Origin of the sequence: Antrihabitans auranticaus (assembly GCF_016481275.1) — a bacterium.
Lineage (GTDB): Bacteria > Actinomycetota > Actinomycetes > Mycobacteriales > Mycobacteriaceae > Antrihabitans.
In genome coordinates this window covers 1,024,985-1,039,324 of the sequence record NZ_JAEMNW010000001.1, presented here as the reverse complement: position 1 = coordinate 1,039,324, position 14,340 = coordinate 1,024,985, and the positions used below count along the sequence as shown (strand labels likewise).

The 14,340-nt window shown below is 51.9% G+C and carries 21 protein-coding genes; 11 read left to right on the top strand and 10 right to left on the bottom strand.

Going from position 1 to position 14,340, the window contains the following annotated elements; all coding sequences use genetic code 11:
• The first annotated feature begins 248 nt into the window (after window positions 1-248).
• Window positions 249-566 (top strand): hypothetical protein, encoded by a 318-nt coding sequence (locus tag JGU72_RS04760; protein ID WP_199682568.1) that lies wholly within the window; start codon window positions 249-251, stop codon window positions 564-566.
• 89 nt (window positions 567-655) lie between these two features.
• On the opposite strand, the gene JGU72_RS04755 is transcribed toward JGU72_RS04760, so the two are convergent.
• From JGU72_RS04755 to JGU72_RS04720, 8 genes are all read right to left on the bottom strand, one after another.
• Window positions 656-973 carry a DUF3846 domain-containing protein gene (locus JGU72_RS04755; protein ID WP_199682567.1) on the bottom strand — a complete coding sequence of 106 codons (318 nt, stop codon included), beginning with the start codon at window positions 971-973 and terminating at the stop codon, window positions 656-658.
• Between the two features lie 60 nt (window positions 974-1,033).
• Complete coding sequence (locus tag JGU72_RS04750) at window positions 1,034-1,528, bottom strand: DUF3846 domain-containing protein (protein ID WP_199682566.1); 495 nt, start codon at window positions 1,526-1,528, stop codon at window positions 1,034-1,036.
• A 1,092-nt stretch (window positions 1,529-2,620) separates the two neighbouring features.
• Entirely contained in the window at window positions 2,621-2,812 is a 192-nt protein-coding gene (locus JGU72_RS04745; RefSeq protein ID WP_199682565.1) for a hypothetical protein, read from the bottom strand.
• A 121-nt stretch (window positions 2,813-2,933) separates the two neighbouring features.
• Window positions 2,934-3,233: a helix-turn-helix domain-containing protein gene (locus tag JGU72_RS04740; RefSeq protein ID WP_199682564.1), complete on the bottom strand. Its 300-nt coding sequence runs from the start codon at window positions 3,231-3,233 to the stop codon at window positions 2,934-2,936.
• Between the two features lie 188 nt (window positions 3,234-3,421).
• Window positions 3,422-4,108, bottom strand: coding sequence for a recombinase family protein (locus tag JGU72_RS04735; RefSeq protein WP_199682563.1), 687 nt, complete (start codon window positions 4,106-4,108; stop codon window positions 3,422-3,424).
• Window positions 4,105-4,386: a hypothetical protein gene (locus tag JGU72_RS04730; protein WP_199682562.1), complete on the bottom strand. Its 282-nt coding sequence runs from the start codon at window positions 4,384-4,386 to the stop codon at window positions 4,105-4,107. Before JGU72_RS04730 ends, JGU72_RS04735 begins: the two co-directional genes overlap by 4 nt.
• Window positions 4,383-4,565, bottom strand: coding sequence for a KGG domain-containing protein (locus tag JGU72_RS31390; RefSeq protein ID WP_374101091.1), 183 nt, complete (start codon window positions 4,563-4,565; stop codon window positions 4,383-4,385). Before JGU72_RS31390 ends, JGU72_RS04730 begins: the two co-directional genes overlap by 4 nt.
• 475 nt (window positions 4,566-5,040) lie before the next feature.
• Complete coding sequence (locus JGU72_RS04720; protein WP_199682560.1) at window positions 5,041-5,964, bottom strand: ERF family protein; 924 nt, start codon at window positions 5,962-5,964, stop codon at window positions 5,041-5,043.
• Window positions 5,965-6,570: 606 nt separating this feature from the next.
• Between JGU72_RS04720 and JGU72_RS04710 the strand changes: the two genes are divergently transcribed.
• The 4 genes from JGU72_RS04710 (at window position 6,571) to JGU72_RS04695 (ending at window position 9,668) form a co-directional block, all read left to right on the top strand.
• Complete coding sequence (locus JGU72_RS04710; RefSeq protein WP_307828290.1) at window positions 6,571-7,359, top strand: replication-relaxation family protein; 789 nt, start codon at window positions 6,571-6,573, stop codon at window positions 7,357-7,359.
• 70 nt (window positions 7,360-7,429) lie between these two features.
• Window positions 7,430-7,621: a hypothetical protein gene (locus JGU72_RS04705; protein ID WP_199682557.1), complete on the top strand. Its 192-nt coding sequence runs from the start codon at window positions 7,430-7,432 to the stop codon at window positions 7,619-7,621.
• A complete protein-coding gene (locus JGU72_RS04700) occupies window positions 7,618-7,986 on the top strand; it encodes a YopX family protein (RefSeq protein ID WP_199682556.1) in 369 nt (122 codons plus the stop codon). Before JGU72_RS04705 ends, JGU72_RS04700 begins: the two co-directional genes overlap by 4 nt.
• Before the next feature lie 1,430 nt (window positions 7,987-9,416).
• A complete protein-coding gene (locus tag JGU72_RS04695; protein ID WP_199682555.1) occupies window positions 9,417-9,668 on the top strand; it encodes a hypothetical protein in 252 nt (83 codons plus the stop codon).
• A 232-nt stretch (window positions 9,669-9,900) separates the two neighbouring features.
• Here JGU72_RS04695 and JGU72_RS04690 read toward each other — a convergent pair whose 3' ends face one another.
• Window positions 9,901-10,320 (bottom strand): hypothetical protein, encoded by a 420-nt coding sequence (locus JGU72_RS04690; RefSeq protein ID WP_199682554.1) that lies wholly within the window; start codon window positions 10,318-10,320, stop codon window positions 9,901-9,903.
• 280 nt (window positions 10,321-10,600) lie between these two features.
• Entirely contained in the window at window positions 10,601-10,786 is a 186-nt protein-coding gene (locus JGU72_RS04685; RefSeq protein WP_199682553.1) for a hypothetical protein, read from the bottom strand.
• 384 nt (window positions 10,787-11,170) lie between these two features.
• On the opposite strand from JGU72_RS04685, the gene JGU72_RS04680 reads away from it, so the two are divergent.
• From JGU72_RS04680 to JGU72_RS04655, 6 genes are all read left to right on the top strand, one after another.
• Window positions 11,171-11,452: a hypothetical protein gene (locus JGU72_RS04680; protein ID WP_199682552.1), complete on the top strand. Its 282-nt coding sequence runs from the start codon at window positions 11,171-11,173 to the stop codon at window positions 11,450-11,452.
• A 75-nt stretch (window positions 11,453-11,527) separates the two neighbouring features.
• Window positions 11,528-12,211, top strand: coding sequence for a nucleotidyltransferase domain-containing protein (locus JGU72_RS04675; RefSeq protein ID WP_199682551.1), 684 nt, complete (start codon window positions 11,528-11,530; stop codon window positions 12,209-12,211).
• Window positions 12,208-12,636 carry a phosphatase domain-containing protein gene (locus tag JGU72_RS04670; RefSeq protein WP_199682550.1) on the top strand — a complete coding sequence of 143 codons (429 nt, stop codon included), beginning with the start codon at window positions 12,208-12,210 and terminating at the stop codon, window positions 12,634-12,636. The genes JGU72_RS04675 and JGU72_RS04670 overlap by 4 nt, the downstream gene beginning before the upstream one ends.
• A 202-nt stretch (window positions 12,637-12,838) precedes the next feature.
• Window positions 12,839-13,180, top strand: coding sequence for a hypothetical protein (locus JGU72_RS04665; protein ID WP_199682549.1), 342 nt, complete (start codon window positions 12,839-12,841; stop codon window positions 13,178-13,180).
• The gene (locus JGU72_RS04660; RefSeq protein WP_199682548.1) at window positions 13,177-13,764 is read left to right on the top strand and encodes a J domain-containing protein; all 588 of its coding nucleotides are present in this window, start codon (window positions 13,177-13,179) and stop codon (window positions 13,762-13,764) included. Before JGU72_RS04665 ends, JGU72_RS04660 begins: the two co-directional genes overlap by 4 nt.
• Before the next feature lie 140 nt (window positions 13,765-13,904).
• Window positions 13,905-14,180 (top strand): hypothetical protein, encoded by a 276-nt coding sequence (locus tag JGU72_RS04655; protein ID WP_233531100.1) that lies wholly within the window; start codon window positions 13,905-13,907, stop codon window positions 14,178-14,180.
• The last annotated feature ends 160 nt before the right edge of the window (window positions 14,181-14,340 follow it).

Here is a 14,340-nt window from a genome sequence, read left to right as displayed (position 1 = left end):
GGGGATGTGCCCAATCGGGCTACCCTCAATTCTACTCGGGGAATTTAATACCTGAATCTTCATACACCTCCTATCCTGCAGAAGGCCAATGCTTTATTATGAGTATTGGCCGTGTTGCAGCACGGCTTTCATTGTGCCCTCATTATCGCACGATTCGGTATTTACTTAAATAGCAAAATGCCTCATAAATAGAGCAGTGATGGCATCCGCTATCGCGTTCGCACCTTACCTAGAAACAGGTGATCCAAATGGGTTTTCGTTCGGTTCGCGTAAGCGACGTCACCGGAAACGAGCTCAGAAAAGAAGAGGTAATCGAAGTCACGATCCGAGAGCATCCGGCACTGAACGGGCCAGCTCGGAAGTTCGACACCTCGGAGGAAGAGCTGAAAGCGTTGAAGACGGTCGGCAACATCGTCAAGCTGGAAGTGACTCGTGCGGATGGGAACACGCAGGATGTGTTCGCCACTGTGACCGAGTTCAGCAAGCTGATTCCTGCCGACAAGCTCCCGGAACTCGACTCGAACAAGGGTCGACGTAAGGGGTTCATCCCCGGTAGCGAGGACTGAACGAAGCCCCCGTATCAACTGTCCCTACTACACAACAACCCCGCATCCACTTTGAGACCAAAAGTCTCGGTGGATGCGGGGTCTTTACTTTAAAAGCCGAAAATCTCTAACACTGTCTTACTGACTGAGGTGACATCGCCAGCACTGTTCGCGGTTCCAGTCACTACGGCATTGCCCTTGATTGGTGTTCCTAGTAAGTACTGGGTTGCTCGTGTATTGGGCGGTAGATCGCTGTTCGCACCGTCCTCGTTGACGAACACAGTTGAAGGTGGCGTCTGATGGTTCACTGGCTCGATGTAGCCGCCCACTGCTGTTTGCAGATACTTCAGGTCACTCGGCGCGAATTGAACGCGCTCAACATCTTTGGCGGGGTCAGCGGGTATGAGTACGGCGTCGATCAGGGTCATGGCTAGAAGCGTACCCACAGATAGAAAGCTGCCCCGGCTTGCGCCGGGGACTTTGTTTGATCAGGATGCGACCACTCGTACGTTGGTTACCAAGACCCACCGTTCGGCCAGCTCAAGTACATAGTGCAGAGCTATCCAATAGTCGGCGAACCTCTTGCCGTTGCCAGCCCAGCTATCGCCGCCGGTCTGAACTTCGATCTTGTACTCGTCCGTTCGGAGGATCAGATCGAGCAGTTCATCGGGAAGGGACGTGGTGTTTCCCTCTTCGTCTGGTTGGCCAGTGATGAGTACGTCGCCGTAGTAGGCCTGGCCGCCGCGCCGACGTGGCGCTCCTGCCCAGATGAACATGGTGGCGCGGGGATTCGGTTCGAGGTACTTGATCATTCCCTCGTCGTTCAGCCACACGGTCGTCTCCGGTAACGCTGTGTCGACAACATCGACATAACCGCCAACGACCTTCTGCATGGCATTCAGGGCGTCGTCGCTTACGAAACGAAGCTCTGTAACGGGCTCCTCCATATCGGCAGGAACAACAAGGCCAACAATGGTTTTCATGGTGCGTCCTCTGATCTCGGGATTGGACCAGCAGCCGGATGAGCTACTGGTTTTATCCCGCGATCAAGACTTTTGGGACCACTGCACCGTTCCGGTTCGCTCGATGTGGTGTGGTCGGCAGAGGTAGCGAAGGTTCTTCACGTCGTAGCGAAGGCCGGGGTTGGACCCCCGACTCTTGATGTGGTCGACATCAAGGTTCTTCGACTCGTTGCAACCACTCACGCTGCAGACATGTCCGAACTTCTTGTCCAGGTAGGGGATAGCCACTTTGTCTCTAAATGTCTTCCAGAGCCGAGCGTGCTTACCCTGCTGTGCGATTGGTTTGGTGTTCTTTATCGTGCAGTCGCGACACTTGTTCTGGATCGTGTTGTAGACGACGATCCTTTTGCCGCAGACCTTGCACAGTCGCTCAACGCTCATAGGTGATAGATCCGACTCTTTGGCCGCTTAGGTTCTTCACCTTCTAACCTGAGGCTGTCGGTCAGTTCATCGGCAAGACTGAGCAGTCGGATCGCGTAGCTCACCAACCAGTCTCGTGTCTCTTGTTTCTCGGGCGTGCCTAACAGATCAATGCAGTCATCGCGTGAGATCAGTCCAGGCTCTTCGCCAAATAGTTGTTCGTGCTTCATATCTAATGGGTTCCTTCACCCGGTCATCCCGCCGAGCCTTCTGCCAGCCTTCCGGGGGTCGGAAAAAGCTGACGCTGCGGCTGGATGACTGGGTGCCCGTCTTTGAAATCTACGTTTTTGATCCACATTTCTAATCGAGGAGTCCATGCCGACGGGCGAGGCACGGTGAATTTGGGTAGGTACCAAGCGCACGACGAGCCGGTGTCGTACGCCCTGGACGATGCTCTGTTTGGAACAGCGACCAGGTCAATGCGAGGGGTTGCCGTTGAGTGACAGATCTCAACACGGCCATAAGGGCAACCGCTCAACTATGTGCTCTGTTTGGATGCGGCCTTCTTCTGAGCGGCGAGCCGCTTGGCCTTCGACCTACGAATGCGACGGTGAACTTCATCGACGCCGGTAGGAATGTAACTATACTTCATTACTTGCTCCCCCTATGAGTATAACTCGGACTTATATTGGTTCAATAGTCTTGTCGGTCGCCATCTTTGGTGAACACCATTACCATCGTTACGGACAGCATGAGTGCGAAGAGGATGAACCCCATGACTGCCCAGAGCCACGCCACTGCGATGATCGGCAGAACGCCAAGTATGACTAGGGTTCCAATGATCCCCTGAATTAAACCTAGAGAAATCGATATCGTATCTTTCATGAGCCTCCTTAAAAGCTTCCTGTATATATAGTTGCTGCGAACCATGCCGCGATCAGGAGTAGTACTCCAGCGACGCAGACGACAGTCACATAGATGAACGTGGGTACGGGTTCGTCCTCGTTCATTTGAGCGCCTTGCGGATCTTCTTGAAGAGGCTGCGGAGTCGCGACTTCCTCTCGGGCGACCCCTGCCCGTCATACATATAGATCCAGTACGGACCCTTCAGGTGGATGCTCCGGATGACGTGACCTTCAGCTTTAAGCTCCCTGATTCGTTCAGATCCGCGCTGGATCTTCATGCGCCACATCTGCGCGTTAGTAATTTCGCCGTCCTTCTGCAGGATCTTGAGAATGCGTCCTGTCTGAGTGGTGGGTTCGAGCTGCTGCTCGACGGCTTCGTTGAGAGTGCGGGGAAGTGTCATAGCCGTTTTCCCATTGCGAGCGGGTCCATATATAGTTCCATTGTGAATCCTCCATATTGAGTTGTAATTGTCAAGTGAAACATAGTTCACTACCTTCGACACGGACTTGCCCATTTCGCAAGATCAATGTTTGGCGAGCTTCGAGAGTCAAGTTCGGCGATTGTGGTGGCCTTGTTGAAATCGGGTGTTTAAAGTCTGCGGTTCTGAACGCCGTGCCAAGTCCGTTCCGCTAGCAAGGCATCATTCAATTTGCGCGTGCGCAACGTGTGTTCGAGATTTTTGGCCGCGATGTAGTTGCGAACCGTGTCCCGGTCAACTTCGTACAGGCGCGCTATGGCTGCTTTTGAAACGCCCTTGTCCAAGTAGTTCATAATCTCCTCGTCCTTCCCGGCCAGGAGCCACTTGTCTGGATTGCCTGAGCCCGGTGGTCGGCCAAGTCGCTTGCCTTCTGATTTCAAGCGGGCAAGCGCTTCCTTCGTACGAGACGAAATCAGGTCGCGCTCGATTTCGCTGGCGATCCCGAATGCGAAGGCGATCACCTTGGACTGGATGTCATTGGCGAACCGATAATTCTGCTTAACAGCGATCACGATCACGCCACGGTCTAGGAAGTACTGGATCGTCGCGTAGATTTCGCCCAAGCGTCGAGAGATACGGCTCGTCTCACTGACTATAAGCGTGTCACCCTCGTCTAGTTCATCCATCAGCCGACCAAGCTCGCGGTCTGCCACCAACTTCATGCCTGAAATCGTTTCCACGACGGCTTCGTCGTACTTGCGCTGTTCGCGTGCCAAGTAGTTTGTGATTTCAAAGAGCTGGTTTTCTACCGTTTGCTTATCGGTGCTGACGCGGGCGTAGGCGACGATCTTGCTCATGCGGCGTTCTTCTTTCGAGCAGCCTTTGCGGCAGCCTTGCGGAATGCGCGGTACTCCTCAACGATCTCCGTGATGTTTACACAAACCTCCTGTCCCTGGCGGTCAGCGAAGTAGATGAGGGGATACGCAGATGCGGCCTTCGGTTTGAGAGTGTGCTCGATTAAGTACCACTGGACTGCTTTCAAATCCGATGACCGGAGTGTGCCGTCCTTGTTGCGTTTGATCCGTAGGCGCTCAGGCACCTCGTTTATGTCGAATAGCGTTGCAGTCTCGCTCACCATTCGAACCTCGGCTGAGTAGTTCCCTTTGTGCGATGTGCAGCAAGACGGTCTGCGTACTGACTGTCTGTCTCGTTAGCTCGACGGCGTCGGCTCTTTTTGCCACCCTTCGCACCCGCGATCCGTGCGAGTTCAGGGTTAGCGGCAAATCCACCAGTGGTTCCTTTTGCGCCACCCATAGCACCAATGCGGCGGTAGAAGTCTGGACCGTACAGAGCCTTGTTCGTACGGGCGGCTTGCTTGCCGCCCTCGATAGTGCCAGGCATCTACTTAGTCCTCCAGTCTTTAGGGACACCGTTTGCGCGGGCAATGCGGTTGATCAGGAATCGGCCAAGCTTCGTACGATCAAGCTCTCGAATCAGTAGTCGGTTCGTCCTTACCCGCGGTTCGACTGACCCAACTACTGCGACGTGTATGTCTAGAACTTGACGTTCGATGGTCGCTAGGCGTTCGGATATGTCGACCTGCGCGGGAGTCTGAACGGGTTCGGCTTTCGCCGGAGCTACGCCGAACTTGCGTTGAAGAACGAGTTTGGCGGCCTTCGTCTCTTTACGGCGGTTCCACTCTGCCCAGGTCTTTGCCTGGCGGATGGCATTCACGCTCGTTAGAGCGATGTCCACTGAGTCAGCGACTGTCTGTGGCTTTACACCTCGTTTAAGCGACGTCAGTACTTGCTGAAACGTCTTCTGATCTATCTGCTTCTTCATCACCTTCCCTGGCGCTGAGCGCCTCATTACTTGTTTCAGGCGGCATCTCTGCCTTCTCATGTATAGCCAGCTCGGCCTCGATCTTGTCCCGCTCCTCAGCATCACACTTCTCCAGGAACGGCTTCTTGACTACACGATTAAGGAACCGCGAGCGCTGCGCCTTGGTCTTTAGCCCGATTCCGATCATTCGATTCAGGAGCGGATCGTCATAGAGTGAGTACGTTGGATTGTTGCTTCCGTCGTTAATCTCCACCTTCGAGCGGTCTTCCGCCTCGTGATCACGGACTATCTGTGCAGTACGTTCGTTGAGGTTTCGGATTACTAGGGCTGCGTGGTGGCTGGTGCGTACCTTCTTCAGCTCGGTTTGTATCCGGCTGGGTGCGTACTTCATGGCGGCGCACAGCGACGTGATCTGTTCGAGCTGCTCATCTGTTGGTTTAGGGAAGAGGCCAGCAGCATTGTTGCCGTCGTCATCCTCGCCCTTCGATGCAATGCCAAGGATCGATTCGAGTGCCTTGCGTCGCATATAGGTGATCGACGAGACGTGGAGCTGCGGATCAGCCTTTGACACCGCGATCTTCGTGAACGTTTGGTAGGTATCGCCATCCTGATGAATCAGGATTGTCCAGAGACCCGCCGTACCTTCATTCGTGGAAGCGGGAGGCTGGCTCACACCAACCCCAAGTGCGTTAAGGCGTGGCACGGCGTAGGCCAGCACATCTTCGAGGGGCGTGTACTTACTTCCGTACTCGTCGTTGCTGGCTTTGCGTTCTAAGGCCTGCCAGTCCTTCTGGAACTGCACAATCGCTTTGGCGATCTTCGGTGGAATAACGAGAAGTGTCGGTTGAATCGGTTCTATCGAGTCAACCATTGCTTCACCTTGCTGAAGAGCAAGGCAAACAGGCTGGGCTTGGCGAAGCTACGTCGCCTGGCGGTGTAAACGCTCGGTGTTCGGCGGCTACTGCCTGTCCGATACACCCAGGGATCGTTCCTTTCTCGCATGTTGGTTCTCCTCTTGCTTTAGTTTCTTATCAATCAGCTTGCGCTCGATCTTTCGTATCGGCTCGAAGTCTGTGAGGGCGTCGTTGATTACCTGCGTGCGTTTGAGACCCATCTTGTCTTGATAGATTTGCATCGCTTGTCGCCTGATCTTCGACGGCCTGAATGACACTGGATCGCTTGTTGTCTTCATACTATGATTTTCCTTTGATAGATGATGACCCCCTGTGGTGATTGACGTTTGATATTAGTTCTACCGGGGTGACTGTCCAGACTGCAATGTTGCTCTGCGTTGCCGGTATTACTTTTAGTATTACAAATGGTAGTACAAAATGCAATACAAAAATGATTAGAGCTGTGGAAAACTAGACAGTAAAAGAATAAGATAAAGAGGCAATGAACTGGTGTGTCCCAACCCATCCTCAACTCAATCCATCGCGGTACACCCGTAGGCCCGCTGACCAGGGGGGATGTTGGCATGGCCGGTCGGACTAGTGCGCTCTACTATGTAGATGTGTCACTTTTCGACCGGGATGTCGCCATGCTGCGGGATGTGGGGCGCTTCAGACTGCTCCGAACAAGCCAAGTAAATTTCCTCCACTTCCATGACGTGTCGGATACACCACGCAAGCGCTCTCTAATTAGGTGCGTAGGAGCAAACATGCTGCGGGTCATCGAGACTCCTGCACCTGGCGGTTCCCGTGGTGGCAATGCTGAGAACTACTACCAACTGACCAGGGAAGGACACAAGGCCTACGGGGTTGGTGAGTACCGGCTGATCAAGGCTGTGTATCCCGAACGGCACAAGGTTCAGGTTGCCGAGGTGTACATCTCAGCTATCCAGGCCTTCCGTGACGGTTGGTTAGAAGAAGCCAGCGACACGACAACCGACCCGTACAGCGCCGAACAGATCGGCGGCGTTGAGATTGATCCTGATCTTTACCTCGACGTGCGTGTGCCTGAGTTTCGCCACAGATGGCGCTATTGGGTTGAGGTCGACCTTGCTACCGAAAACATAGGAAAGATCAAAGCCAAACTACAGCGATACGCCTACGTGCATCAGTACATCAAAGAGCAGCAAGCAGAGGCCGAGCGCAGCGGCATACCGAATAAGTGGAGTACATACCGGGTTCGTCGCGTGTTATGGCTTGTGGAGGACGACAAGAGGCTCAGGCAGTTAAAGAAATGGATTATCGATGCGGAGGTTCCCGCTAATCTGTTTGAGGTGCATTTACTGTCTAGTTTTCCACAGGTTCTAAACCGCTAGCTATTGTATTTTGTATTACAATTTGTAATACTAGATATAGAACCAAAGCTAATCAGGGGAACAACTCAATATGAGCATCGACCAGTACGAAAACGGAAACTTCACGGACGAGCAGAAAGTCGCCATCCGCAAAGTGGATCAGGCGATCGAAGAATTAGGTAAAGCTCTCGGTGTAAAAGATGTCGACGGGTTTCTTTTCGCTGCCACTGCTTCATTGGATGATCTGTTGAGAGACGGGTTGGATCAGGGGGAGCAGTTATGAGAGAGATTAAGTTTAGGGCGTGGGACAGCGTTAACAATTGGATGGTATTCCCAGGAGAAGGTCCCAACCCCCTATATTTACATCATGATAACGTCGGCCCATTGAAGTTGCGTTGGGCTGATGGTCGGTTTTATGACTCATTGTTTTACTTCATGCAATACACCGGCATCAAGGACAAGAACGGCGTAGAGATTTATGAGGGTGACATATACCGTACATGGAACGGTTACGGTCCGTTTGTTGTTGAGTGGGGAATCCAGGGTGACGATGAAATCGTCGGATGGAACGTGCCACCGTTTGATGGTCAGAATGAAGTCATCGGCAACATCTACGAAAACCCTGAATTGCTGGAGGAACGACAATGAAAGACGTACTTTTCAACCTAGCCCTTCTGGACGCACTTAACTTCTGTAAAGAGGTCGGAATAGATTGTTCGGGTTCACATCTAACCAAGAACGGTCGCGGTTTCACATACAGCCTGTTACGCGACAGTGACGGCGAAGTACTGGTGACAGTGACATTCAGAAAAACCAGTGTCCCAACCCACACCTGGAACTTTGATCTAGCGGGTTCAGCATAGCGGCGGTCTATGGATGGCCTATCCATCAAGCAGATACAGAAGGCCGTATAAACAAACACAAAGCCCGCCTAGTACTCGGCGGGCCTACTTTGTGCCACAAGGGTGTCACGGTGGACTGGGTAGGGATTATGAAGGCCTTGGAGAAATACGTCAAGTGTGTTTAAATGGATTACAGCAACCTAACTAGTTCAAAGTCTGGTTGCTCCTAGAATCTATCCTTACGGTATTGCAACCAAGTCACTTTTTGTTATAATTAGAAGTGAACTAGTTAGGTCAAGCACTCCGTAAGGGGTGCTTTCTTTGTATGTCCTGGGGAGTCCCTGACTGTTGGCTTCTGGCGAGGACATAAAGCATACGCCGGTAAATACAGCTCAACGTTTTAGGCTATCGTAAAGTCTGCTTTATACTGAGGGTATAAGGGATCATCAACGTAACTACCTTAACAATCTGGTTGTGCAGCAACATGGACATATAAGTGGCGGAATAGGTAGACGCTATAGAGCGCAACAAGTCTTCTCATAATAGGTAGCGTGACTCGTCCGAGGCGCGTAGATCGTTGACGAACAGTTTCACGGGGATGGTAAGTATCCGTACATTGCATCCTGCGTACAGACGGTGCCAGTGAGAGAAGATATGCAGGGTGACTATACGAGTAACGTCTGTTGACGTAAAAAGCTTGAACAAAGGTTCTCTGCCTTCTCGGCAAATCCCTGCCTTATATGTTCAACATGGCTATGTAAGAAGGCGAGCACTGTCCCTGGTTGGACGATTCGTGTTCAGCGCTTACATAGTCCAGCTAGTAGTAAGAGGGCAGCCAAAAGAGTGATCTGCGGCAGTGTGCGGCTTTCGAGCCAATCCCTACGCGAGCCATGCTTACTACTAGCTACCATGCTGTTGCACAACCTATATAGTCTGAGTTATAGATGGACTGGTGCTAGTAGATGATCTCCGTGTGGCGGAGCACTAGGGACGAAGGTTACGGTGCTGCTAGTGCCGGTCTGTCTATAACGACTTTAGAATACATAAGAGGGTAAGGCGGAAACCGCAAGACGTCGGGGTAAAACGTCTAACCTGTTGCAACAGCGCCGCAAGGACACACAGAGGATAATCCAAAAGTTCGTCACGAACCTGTGTAAAACGTCCTACCCTCTTACGTGTTCTAAAGGATTGAAGGTAGCTGTGAGACGGTAAAGCATAATCTCAAGGAGAACACACATGGCTAAAAATATAAGCAAGAGTGTCATAGAAGATATAGCTTACGAGTTAAAGAACGCAGGAATGTGGATAGTAAGTTCAGAAAGTGATAAAAGGGCGGGCATAGTAGTAGATTCAGACGTTGATTATACTGACCCTCATACAACACTAGATAGCTTAATATCTTCGATGGGTGACGTACTATCTGAGTACGATCCAACTTTCGATAGGGTAAAATGGAATAAACAAACCTCTTACAGAATACTAGGTTAATATAAGCGTTTTGCCGTCTCTCGCATGCCTTCAACAGACAACATCACCCGAGCCGTATGTAAGCAATCAACTGAACTCTCATCTGTGATATGTAAGTTCAGCTAGAACGCTATGTAAGGGGAGTTGGTAGTCAAGCTATGCCTGATGACGACGATCCGCACCCACTCAGGTAATGCTTCAGTACTAACTCCCCGCGTTTCACACGTAGAAAGAAGGGAGTACTTAGCGTGGGTCAGATCCAGTTGAGCTGCTCATGTGTGAATAGGAACTGGATGAAGTCCACGAGCACATACGCGGTGCAGGCCAGGCCGACGATACCCACAACCGCGACGATGCCAATTGCGAGCTTGTGGTACCCCTTCTTCATCGCCACTCCGGTGTAGTGCCCGATCACGAGCCCACCAGCCGCAGCAGCGATCCCAGTGATCCCAATCGCCTGGACAACACCACGCAGGAACGCTGTGACCGGAGGACTAGAGATCGTGCCCGACCCGAGTGCCACAACGTAGATGATGAGGCTGGCGATCAGGACTGAGCAGGTGCGGGTAACGATGTCCTTCCAGAAGGCCTCTTCCTTGAGCCACTTCTTCGGGTAGTCCAGCAGCTTCAGGTTGGTCGGCACTTCTGGCTTATTGTTCTGTTCTGTGTTCATGGCTTCAGCTTAGTACTTGTGACCGACAGATAACGGTAGCCATCTTGTATAATGGAATGGCGGGTGCCCACCGCAACAGAAAGCCGCCCTTGTTGGTTCGGGGCGGCTTGTACTTGGCATCTTGAATTAACCTACTGTTCATGCTTAACTAATCCCAACTACACCACGTTGATGTAGCTGTACCTTATACCCCCTATTCTAACTTTCTTATGTTAGGTAAAAGCACCCCTGTGAGCCAGTAACTACCCTCCACTCGCTCACAAATACAAAGGGGTGTTTTTTACTTTCTCCCAAGATGCTCGCGGTCTGGCAGGTCGTACTCGGCAGCTATCTGCTGCGCCCACTCGGCGTTACCATCCCCGATGATCTCGTACTGGCCATCCTCGAACTTAAACAGCATCCATGCATCGGGATGCCTGCCGCCAATGAAGTGCGCTTTTACGAGGAAGTACTCGGGATTCGCCATACGTCAATTTTCCCAAATGGCGATTAGCCGGGCAAATAGGCGAATCTGTTAGGGGTAGGTTTTCCACAGCTACATGGTCGATCTAAACTACTTTGTATTGACTTTTGTATCACAATTTGTAATACTGAGACTATAACCAGTTGCGGTTATCAAGTTTAAAAAGCAGTCGTACTCGGCACGGGGTATCCCCCCTACAACCACTCCTGGTTGGTAAGCGGCACGATGAGTTGTTCACGTTACGGCGTCCAGAAATGGAAACTCATCCCCGTGCTGGGTATGACACAACCAGTCGCATCCGTCTAGGTGATGCCCACCCTTACCTAGATGGTTTCGACTGGTTGATGCACAACATTTAAAAGGGCACTCGCCCGAGGGTAAGAACCAATGACCAACAAACAATCAAACACCACATCACCATACAAACGAACTCGCAAGGCACAGTCCACCGCACCTGTGGCTCAGCGCCGACCAGAGCTAGCCGAGGCACCGAAACCATCTCGCGCTTCACAATGCAAGGCCTGGTTCAAGTCTCACGCATACGTCTTCCTCGTTGCGCTCATCGCGTTCCAGCTCGGCGTCGGCTACGGATGGTTCCTGTTCGCGAACCTCACTGGCGATGCGCGTCAGCATGTGATCACCCAAGAGACGGTGAAGAAGTATCAGTAATTTTTAACTGGCTACTGCAGGAGCACTGCGAGGCTCCTGCAGTAGCTGAGATGGTTTTTGTAGGAGAACAAATGAATGAAACAGCTCACTAAGGTGCTCGTCGGTAGCCGTCTCCATGGGTTAGCTAATGAACACTCTGACTATGACTATCGCGGCGTGCATATCCACGACTTGAAGTCAGTTCTCTCGCCGTTCGCAACTCTGAAAAACACGACCTGGATCGAGGGTGACGAGGACAACACCAGCTACGAGCTGGCCGATTTCTGCAAGCAGGCGATCCACGGGAACGCCACGATTCTCGAGGTCTTCTTCAGCGATCAGATCATCGAAACGACACCGATAGCCGACGAGATGCGCGCCAACTGGCGCAAATTCATTGATACGGACAAGGTCGTCATGGCTTCTCGTGGGTACGCATCAAATCAGCTCAACAAGATGGAGCTATTCGACGACATTGGGCGGAAGGATCAACGGCGAACCAGCAAGTTTGCCATCGCCTACTGCCGAGTTCTTTGGCAGTGCTCAGAGTTCCTTCGAACTGGCGAGTTTCCCTGCCAGATAACAGATCCTGATCTGCGAGCGTTCCTGTTGACGATCAAGGCTGGCTGGGACGACAAGTACATCCCAGAGTGCACTGAACGTTTCACTGCGCTACAAGCAGAGGTGACGCGGAACTGGAAGAACGCCGAGAAGTCGCGGCCTGACATTGAGTGGATCGAAGGCTTCATCTACCGCGCCTACAGGAGCACTGACGTATGAGCCTGCCTGACATCGTGTTGTGCGACATCGACGGCACTCTTGCTCACATGACAACCCGACAGCGGTTCGGGAAGCTAGCGCCGTATGCCTGGAAGTTTGTTGGCGAAGATGAGCTAGACCTGACCGTCTACGGGCTGCTCTGCGACCTCCGTACGCCGGTAGTACTGATGAGTGGTCGCGATGATGTGTGTCGACCGGAAACTGAAGCGTGGCTCACGAAGAACGGCGTCGAGTACGAATTCCTCCTTATGCGGCCTGCTGGTGACACGCGCAAAGACAGCGTCATCAAACGGGAGTTGTACGAACAACACGTAAAGGGAAAATACAACGTTCGCTTAGTGCTCGACGATCGCAACCAAGTGGTAGACATGTGGCGAAATGAACTCGGCCTGAGATGTTTACAGGTCGCTGAGGGGGATTTCTAATGAGTAAAGGCGTAAGTATTCACTTTACAAGCGGTCACGTCCTTGAGCTGAGTGGGGAGCACGTTCCAACTTTCCTAGACAGGTATTTGGAAGCCGTAGAAGATGACTGTTCGTGGTTCTCCTCCGAGGCCGATCAGCGGTAATTATTCATACGAGTGAAGTCTGTTTCATTAACGAACACGAGAAGGAAGAGGCCGAGTCAATGAGCACTAAAGAGACACTACCCGCAATAGACGAAATACTGTTTGTTTACCGTTCCAAGGTTGCTGAGCTAATACAGGACGAGTATGGGCACGGGCGTGCAATTACTACTGGAACACTTACTCGCATTGACTGCGAAGCCAAAGCAGCCATACAGCGCCTAATGGTGCAGGAACGGCTGGATGAAGTGGTGTCAGCTATAACAGCAAGCGACGATGAGCGTGATGACCAGGATTTTGCTAGTCAAATGTCATATGTTGTCGGACATCTCGCGAGACGTGCTAAGGAGTTAGAGGCCAAATTAGTACTTAATGGAGAAGAACGGAAAGGAGTGAAAAGATGATTGAGGCGTACCCACTACAATGGCCAGCTCATTGGCCGCGCACAGAGCGTCCTAAACAATCGCAGTTTAAAGTGACCCAGGACAAGGCGCAACGAGGCATACGACGGGAGCTGGCGCTTCTAGGCGCGCGTGAAGTCGTATTGTCGACCAACATTGAACTCCGGCAAGACGGCCAGCCGTATGCGAGCCGTAGGCCACCAGAAGATAAGGGTGTGGCCGTCTATTTTGTCCTCAGTGGAGAGCAGCAATGTATCCCATGCGACAAGTGGTCATCAGTCGCGGAAAACATGCGAGCAATAGAGAGGACTGTAGAAGCGCTACGGGGCCTTGAACGCTGGGGTGCGAAGGAGATGGTTAATGCGGCATTTCGTGGTTTTAAGGCTTTACCGGCGGCCACTATTGTCACGCCTTATCAATCGCGAATTTGGCACGAGGTGTTGGAAGTCTCTCCTGATGCTAGCCCTGAGACGATAAAGGCAGCATATCGATCAATGCTTATGAAGCATCATCCCGATCAAGGAGGTGACGAGAGGAAATTCCATGAAGTACAGAAGGCTTTTGCAGAGTCTGGAGCTAAGTCATGACCCCTCCTAGTACAGAAGCACAGCCAGGAACGATCTCGACTGGCGATATTCCCAGGTGTCTGTGTTGCGGCCGTCAGTTCATAAGCACCCGCGATCTGTGTAAATCATGCGAGGCATACGTCGCCCACCACCAAGCAATAGTGGAGATAGAGGGGAAGCGTAAGGGACAACTTATCGGTGTGGCAAAGATATTGGATAGCCTGTGGGATAACAGCTACTACGCGATGGGCGAGAAGGCATCGAAACGTATCGAGCAGGAGATGGTCTACTACTTCGGTGATAATTGGAATTCGTCGATGTACGAGGTGATGACTTGGGACGGCGAATCAAAGCCTAGCCGTCATCCGGCACCTATACCGACACTCACCGAGTTAGAGCAACAAAAAGCCGCCCTAATGAAAGGTCCCAAATCATGACATCAAAAACTGAATACACGCAAGTGCTGAGCCGCGTAACTATATGCGACATATGCGGTAAGAAATGTAAAGGTAGTTGGCTTTATGTCTTCTGGAGAAGCGCGAAGGCTGGCAGATCTCCGGAGAGAAAATTAACGAACTGGTTCATGAATCTGGTAGA

Excerpts from the sequence above, each read along its gene's own strand:
- JGU72_RS04660 (WP_199682548.1), top strand. The coding sequence starts at position 13,177 with ATGATTGAGGCGTACCCACTACAATGGCCAGCTCATTGGCCGCGCACA.
- JGU72_RS04720 (WP_199682560.1), bottom strand. The coding sequence starts at position 5,964 with ATGGTTGACTCGATAGAACCGATTCAACCGACACTTCTCGTTATTCCA.
- JGU72_RS04745 (WP_199682565.1), bottom strand. The coding sequence starts at position 2,812 with ATGAAAGATACGATATCGATTTCTCTAGGTTTAATTCAGGGGATCATT.
- JGU72_RS04675 (WP_199682551.1), top strand. The coding sequence starts at position 11,528 with ATGAAACAGCTCACTAAGGTGCTCGTCGGTAGCCGTCTCCATGGGTTA.
- JGU72_RS04760 (WP_199682568.1), top strand. The coding sequence starts at position 249 with ATGGGTTTTCGTTCGGTTCGCGTAAGCGACGTCACCGGAAACGAGCTC.
- JGU72_RS04695 (WP_199682555.1), top strand. The coding sequence starts at position 9,417 with ATGGCTAAAAATATAAGCAAGAGTGTCATAGAAGATATAGCTTACGAG.
- JGU72_RS04735 (WP_199682563.1), bottom strand. The coding sequence starts at position 4,108 with ATGAGCAAGATCGTCGCCTACGCCCGCGTCAGCACCGATAAGCAAACG.
- JGU72_RS04665 (WP_199682549.1), top strand. The coding sequence starts at position 12,839 with ATGAGCACTAAAGAGACACTACCCGCAATAGACGAAATACTGTTTGTT.
- JGU72_RS04680 (WP_199682552.1), top strand. The coding sequence starts at position 11,171 with ATGACCAACAAACAATCAAACACCACATCACCATACAAACGAACTCGC.
- JGU72_RS04700 (WP_199682556.1), top strand. The coding sequence starts at position 7,618 with ATGAGAGAGATTAAGTTTAGGGCGTGGGACAGCGTTAACAATTGGATG.
- JGU72_RS04690 (WP_199682554.1), bottom strand. The coding sequence starts at position 10,320 with ATGAACACAGAACAGAACAATAAGCCAGAAGTGCCGACCAACCTGAAG.
- JGU72_RS04705 (WP_199682557.1), top strand. The coding sequence starts at position 7,430 with ATGAGCATCGACCAGTACGAAAACGGAAACTTCACGGACGAGCAGAAA.
- JGU72_RS04685 (WP_199682553.1), bottom strand. The coding sequence starts at position 10,786 with ATGGCGAATCCCGAGTACTTCCTCGTAAAAGCGCACTTCATTGGCGGC.
- JGU72_RS04670 (WP_199682550.1), top strand. The coding sequence starts at position 12,208 with ATGAGCCTGCCTGACATCGTGTTGTGCGACATCGACGGCACTCTTGCT.
- JGU72_RS04750 (WP_199682566.1), bottom strand. The coding sequence starts at position 1,528 with ATGAAAACCATTGTTGGCCTTGTTGTTCCTGCCGATATGGAGGAGCCC.
- JGU72_RS04740 (WP_199682564.1), bottom strand. The coding sequence starts at position 3,233 with ATGACACTTCCCCGCACTCTCAACGAAGCCGTCGAGCAGCAGCTCGAA.
- JGU72_RS04710 (WP_307828290.1), top strand. The coding sequence starts at position 6,571 with ATGGCCGGTCGGACTAGTGCGCTCTACTATGTAGATGTGTCACTTTTC.
- JGU72_RS04755 (WP_199682567.1), bottom strand. The coding sequence starts at position 973 with ATGACCCTGATCGACGCCGTACTCATACCCGCTGACCCCGCCAAAGAT.
- JGU72_RS31390 (WP_374101091.1), bottom strand. The coding sequence starts at position 4,565 with ATGGGTGGCGCAAAAGGAACCACTGGTGGATTTGCCGCTAACCCTGAA.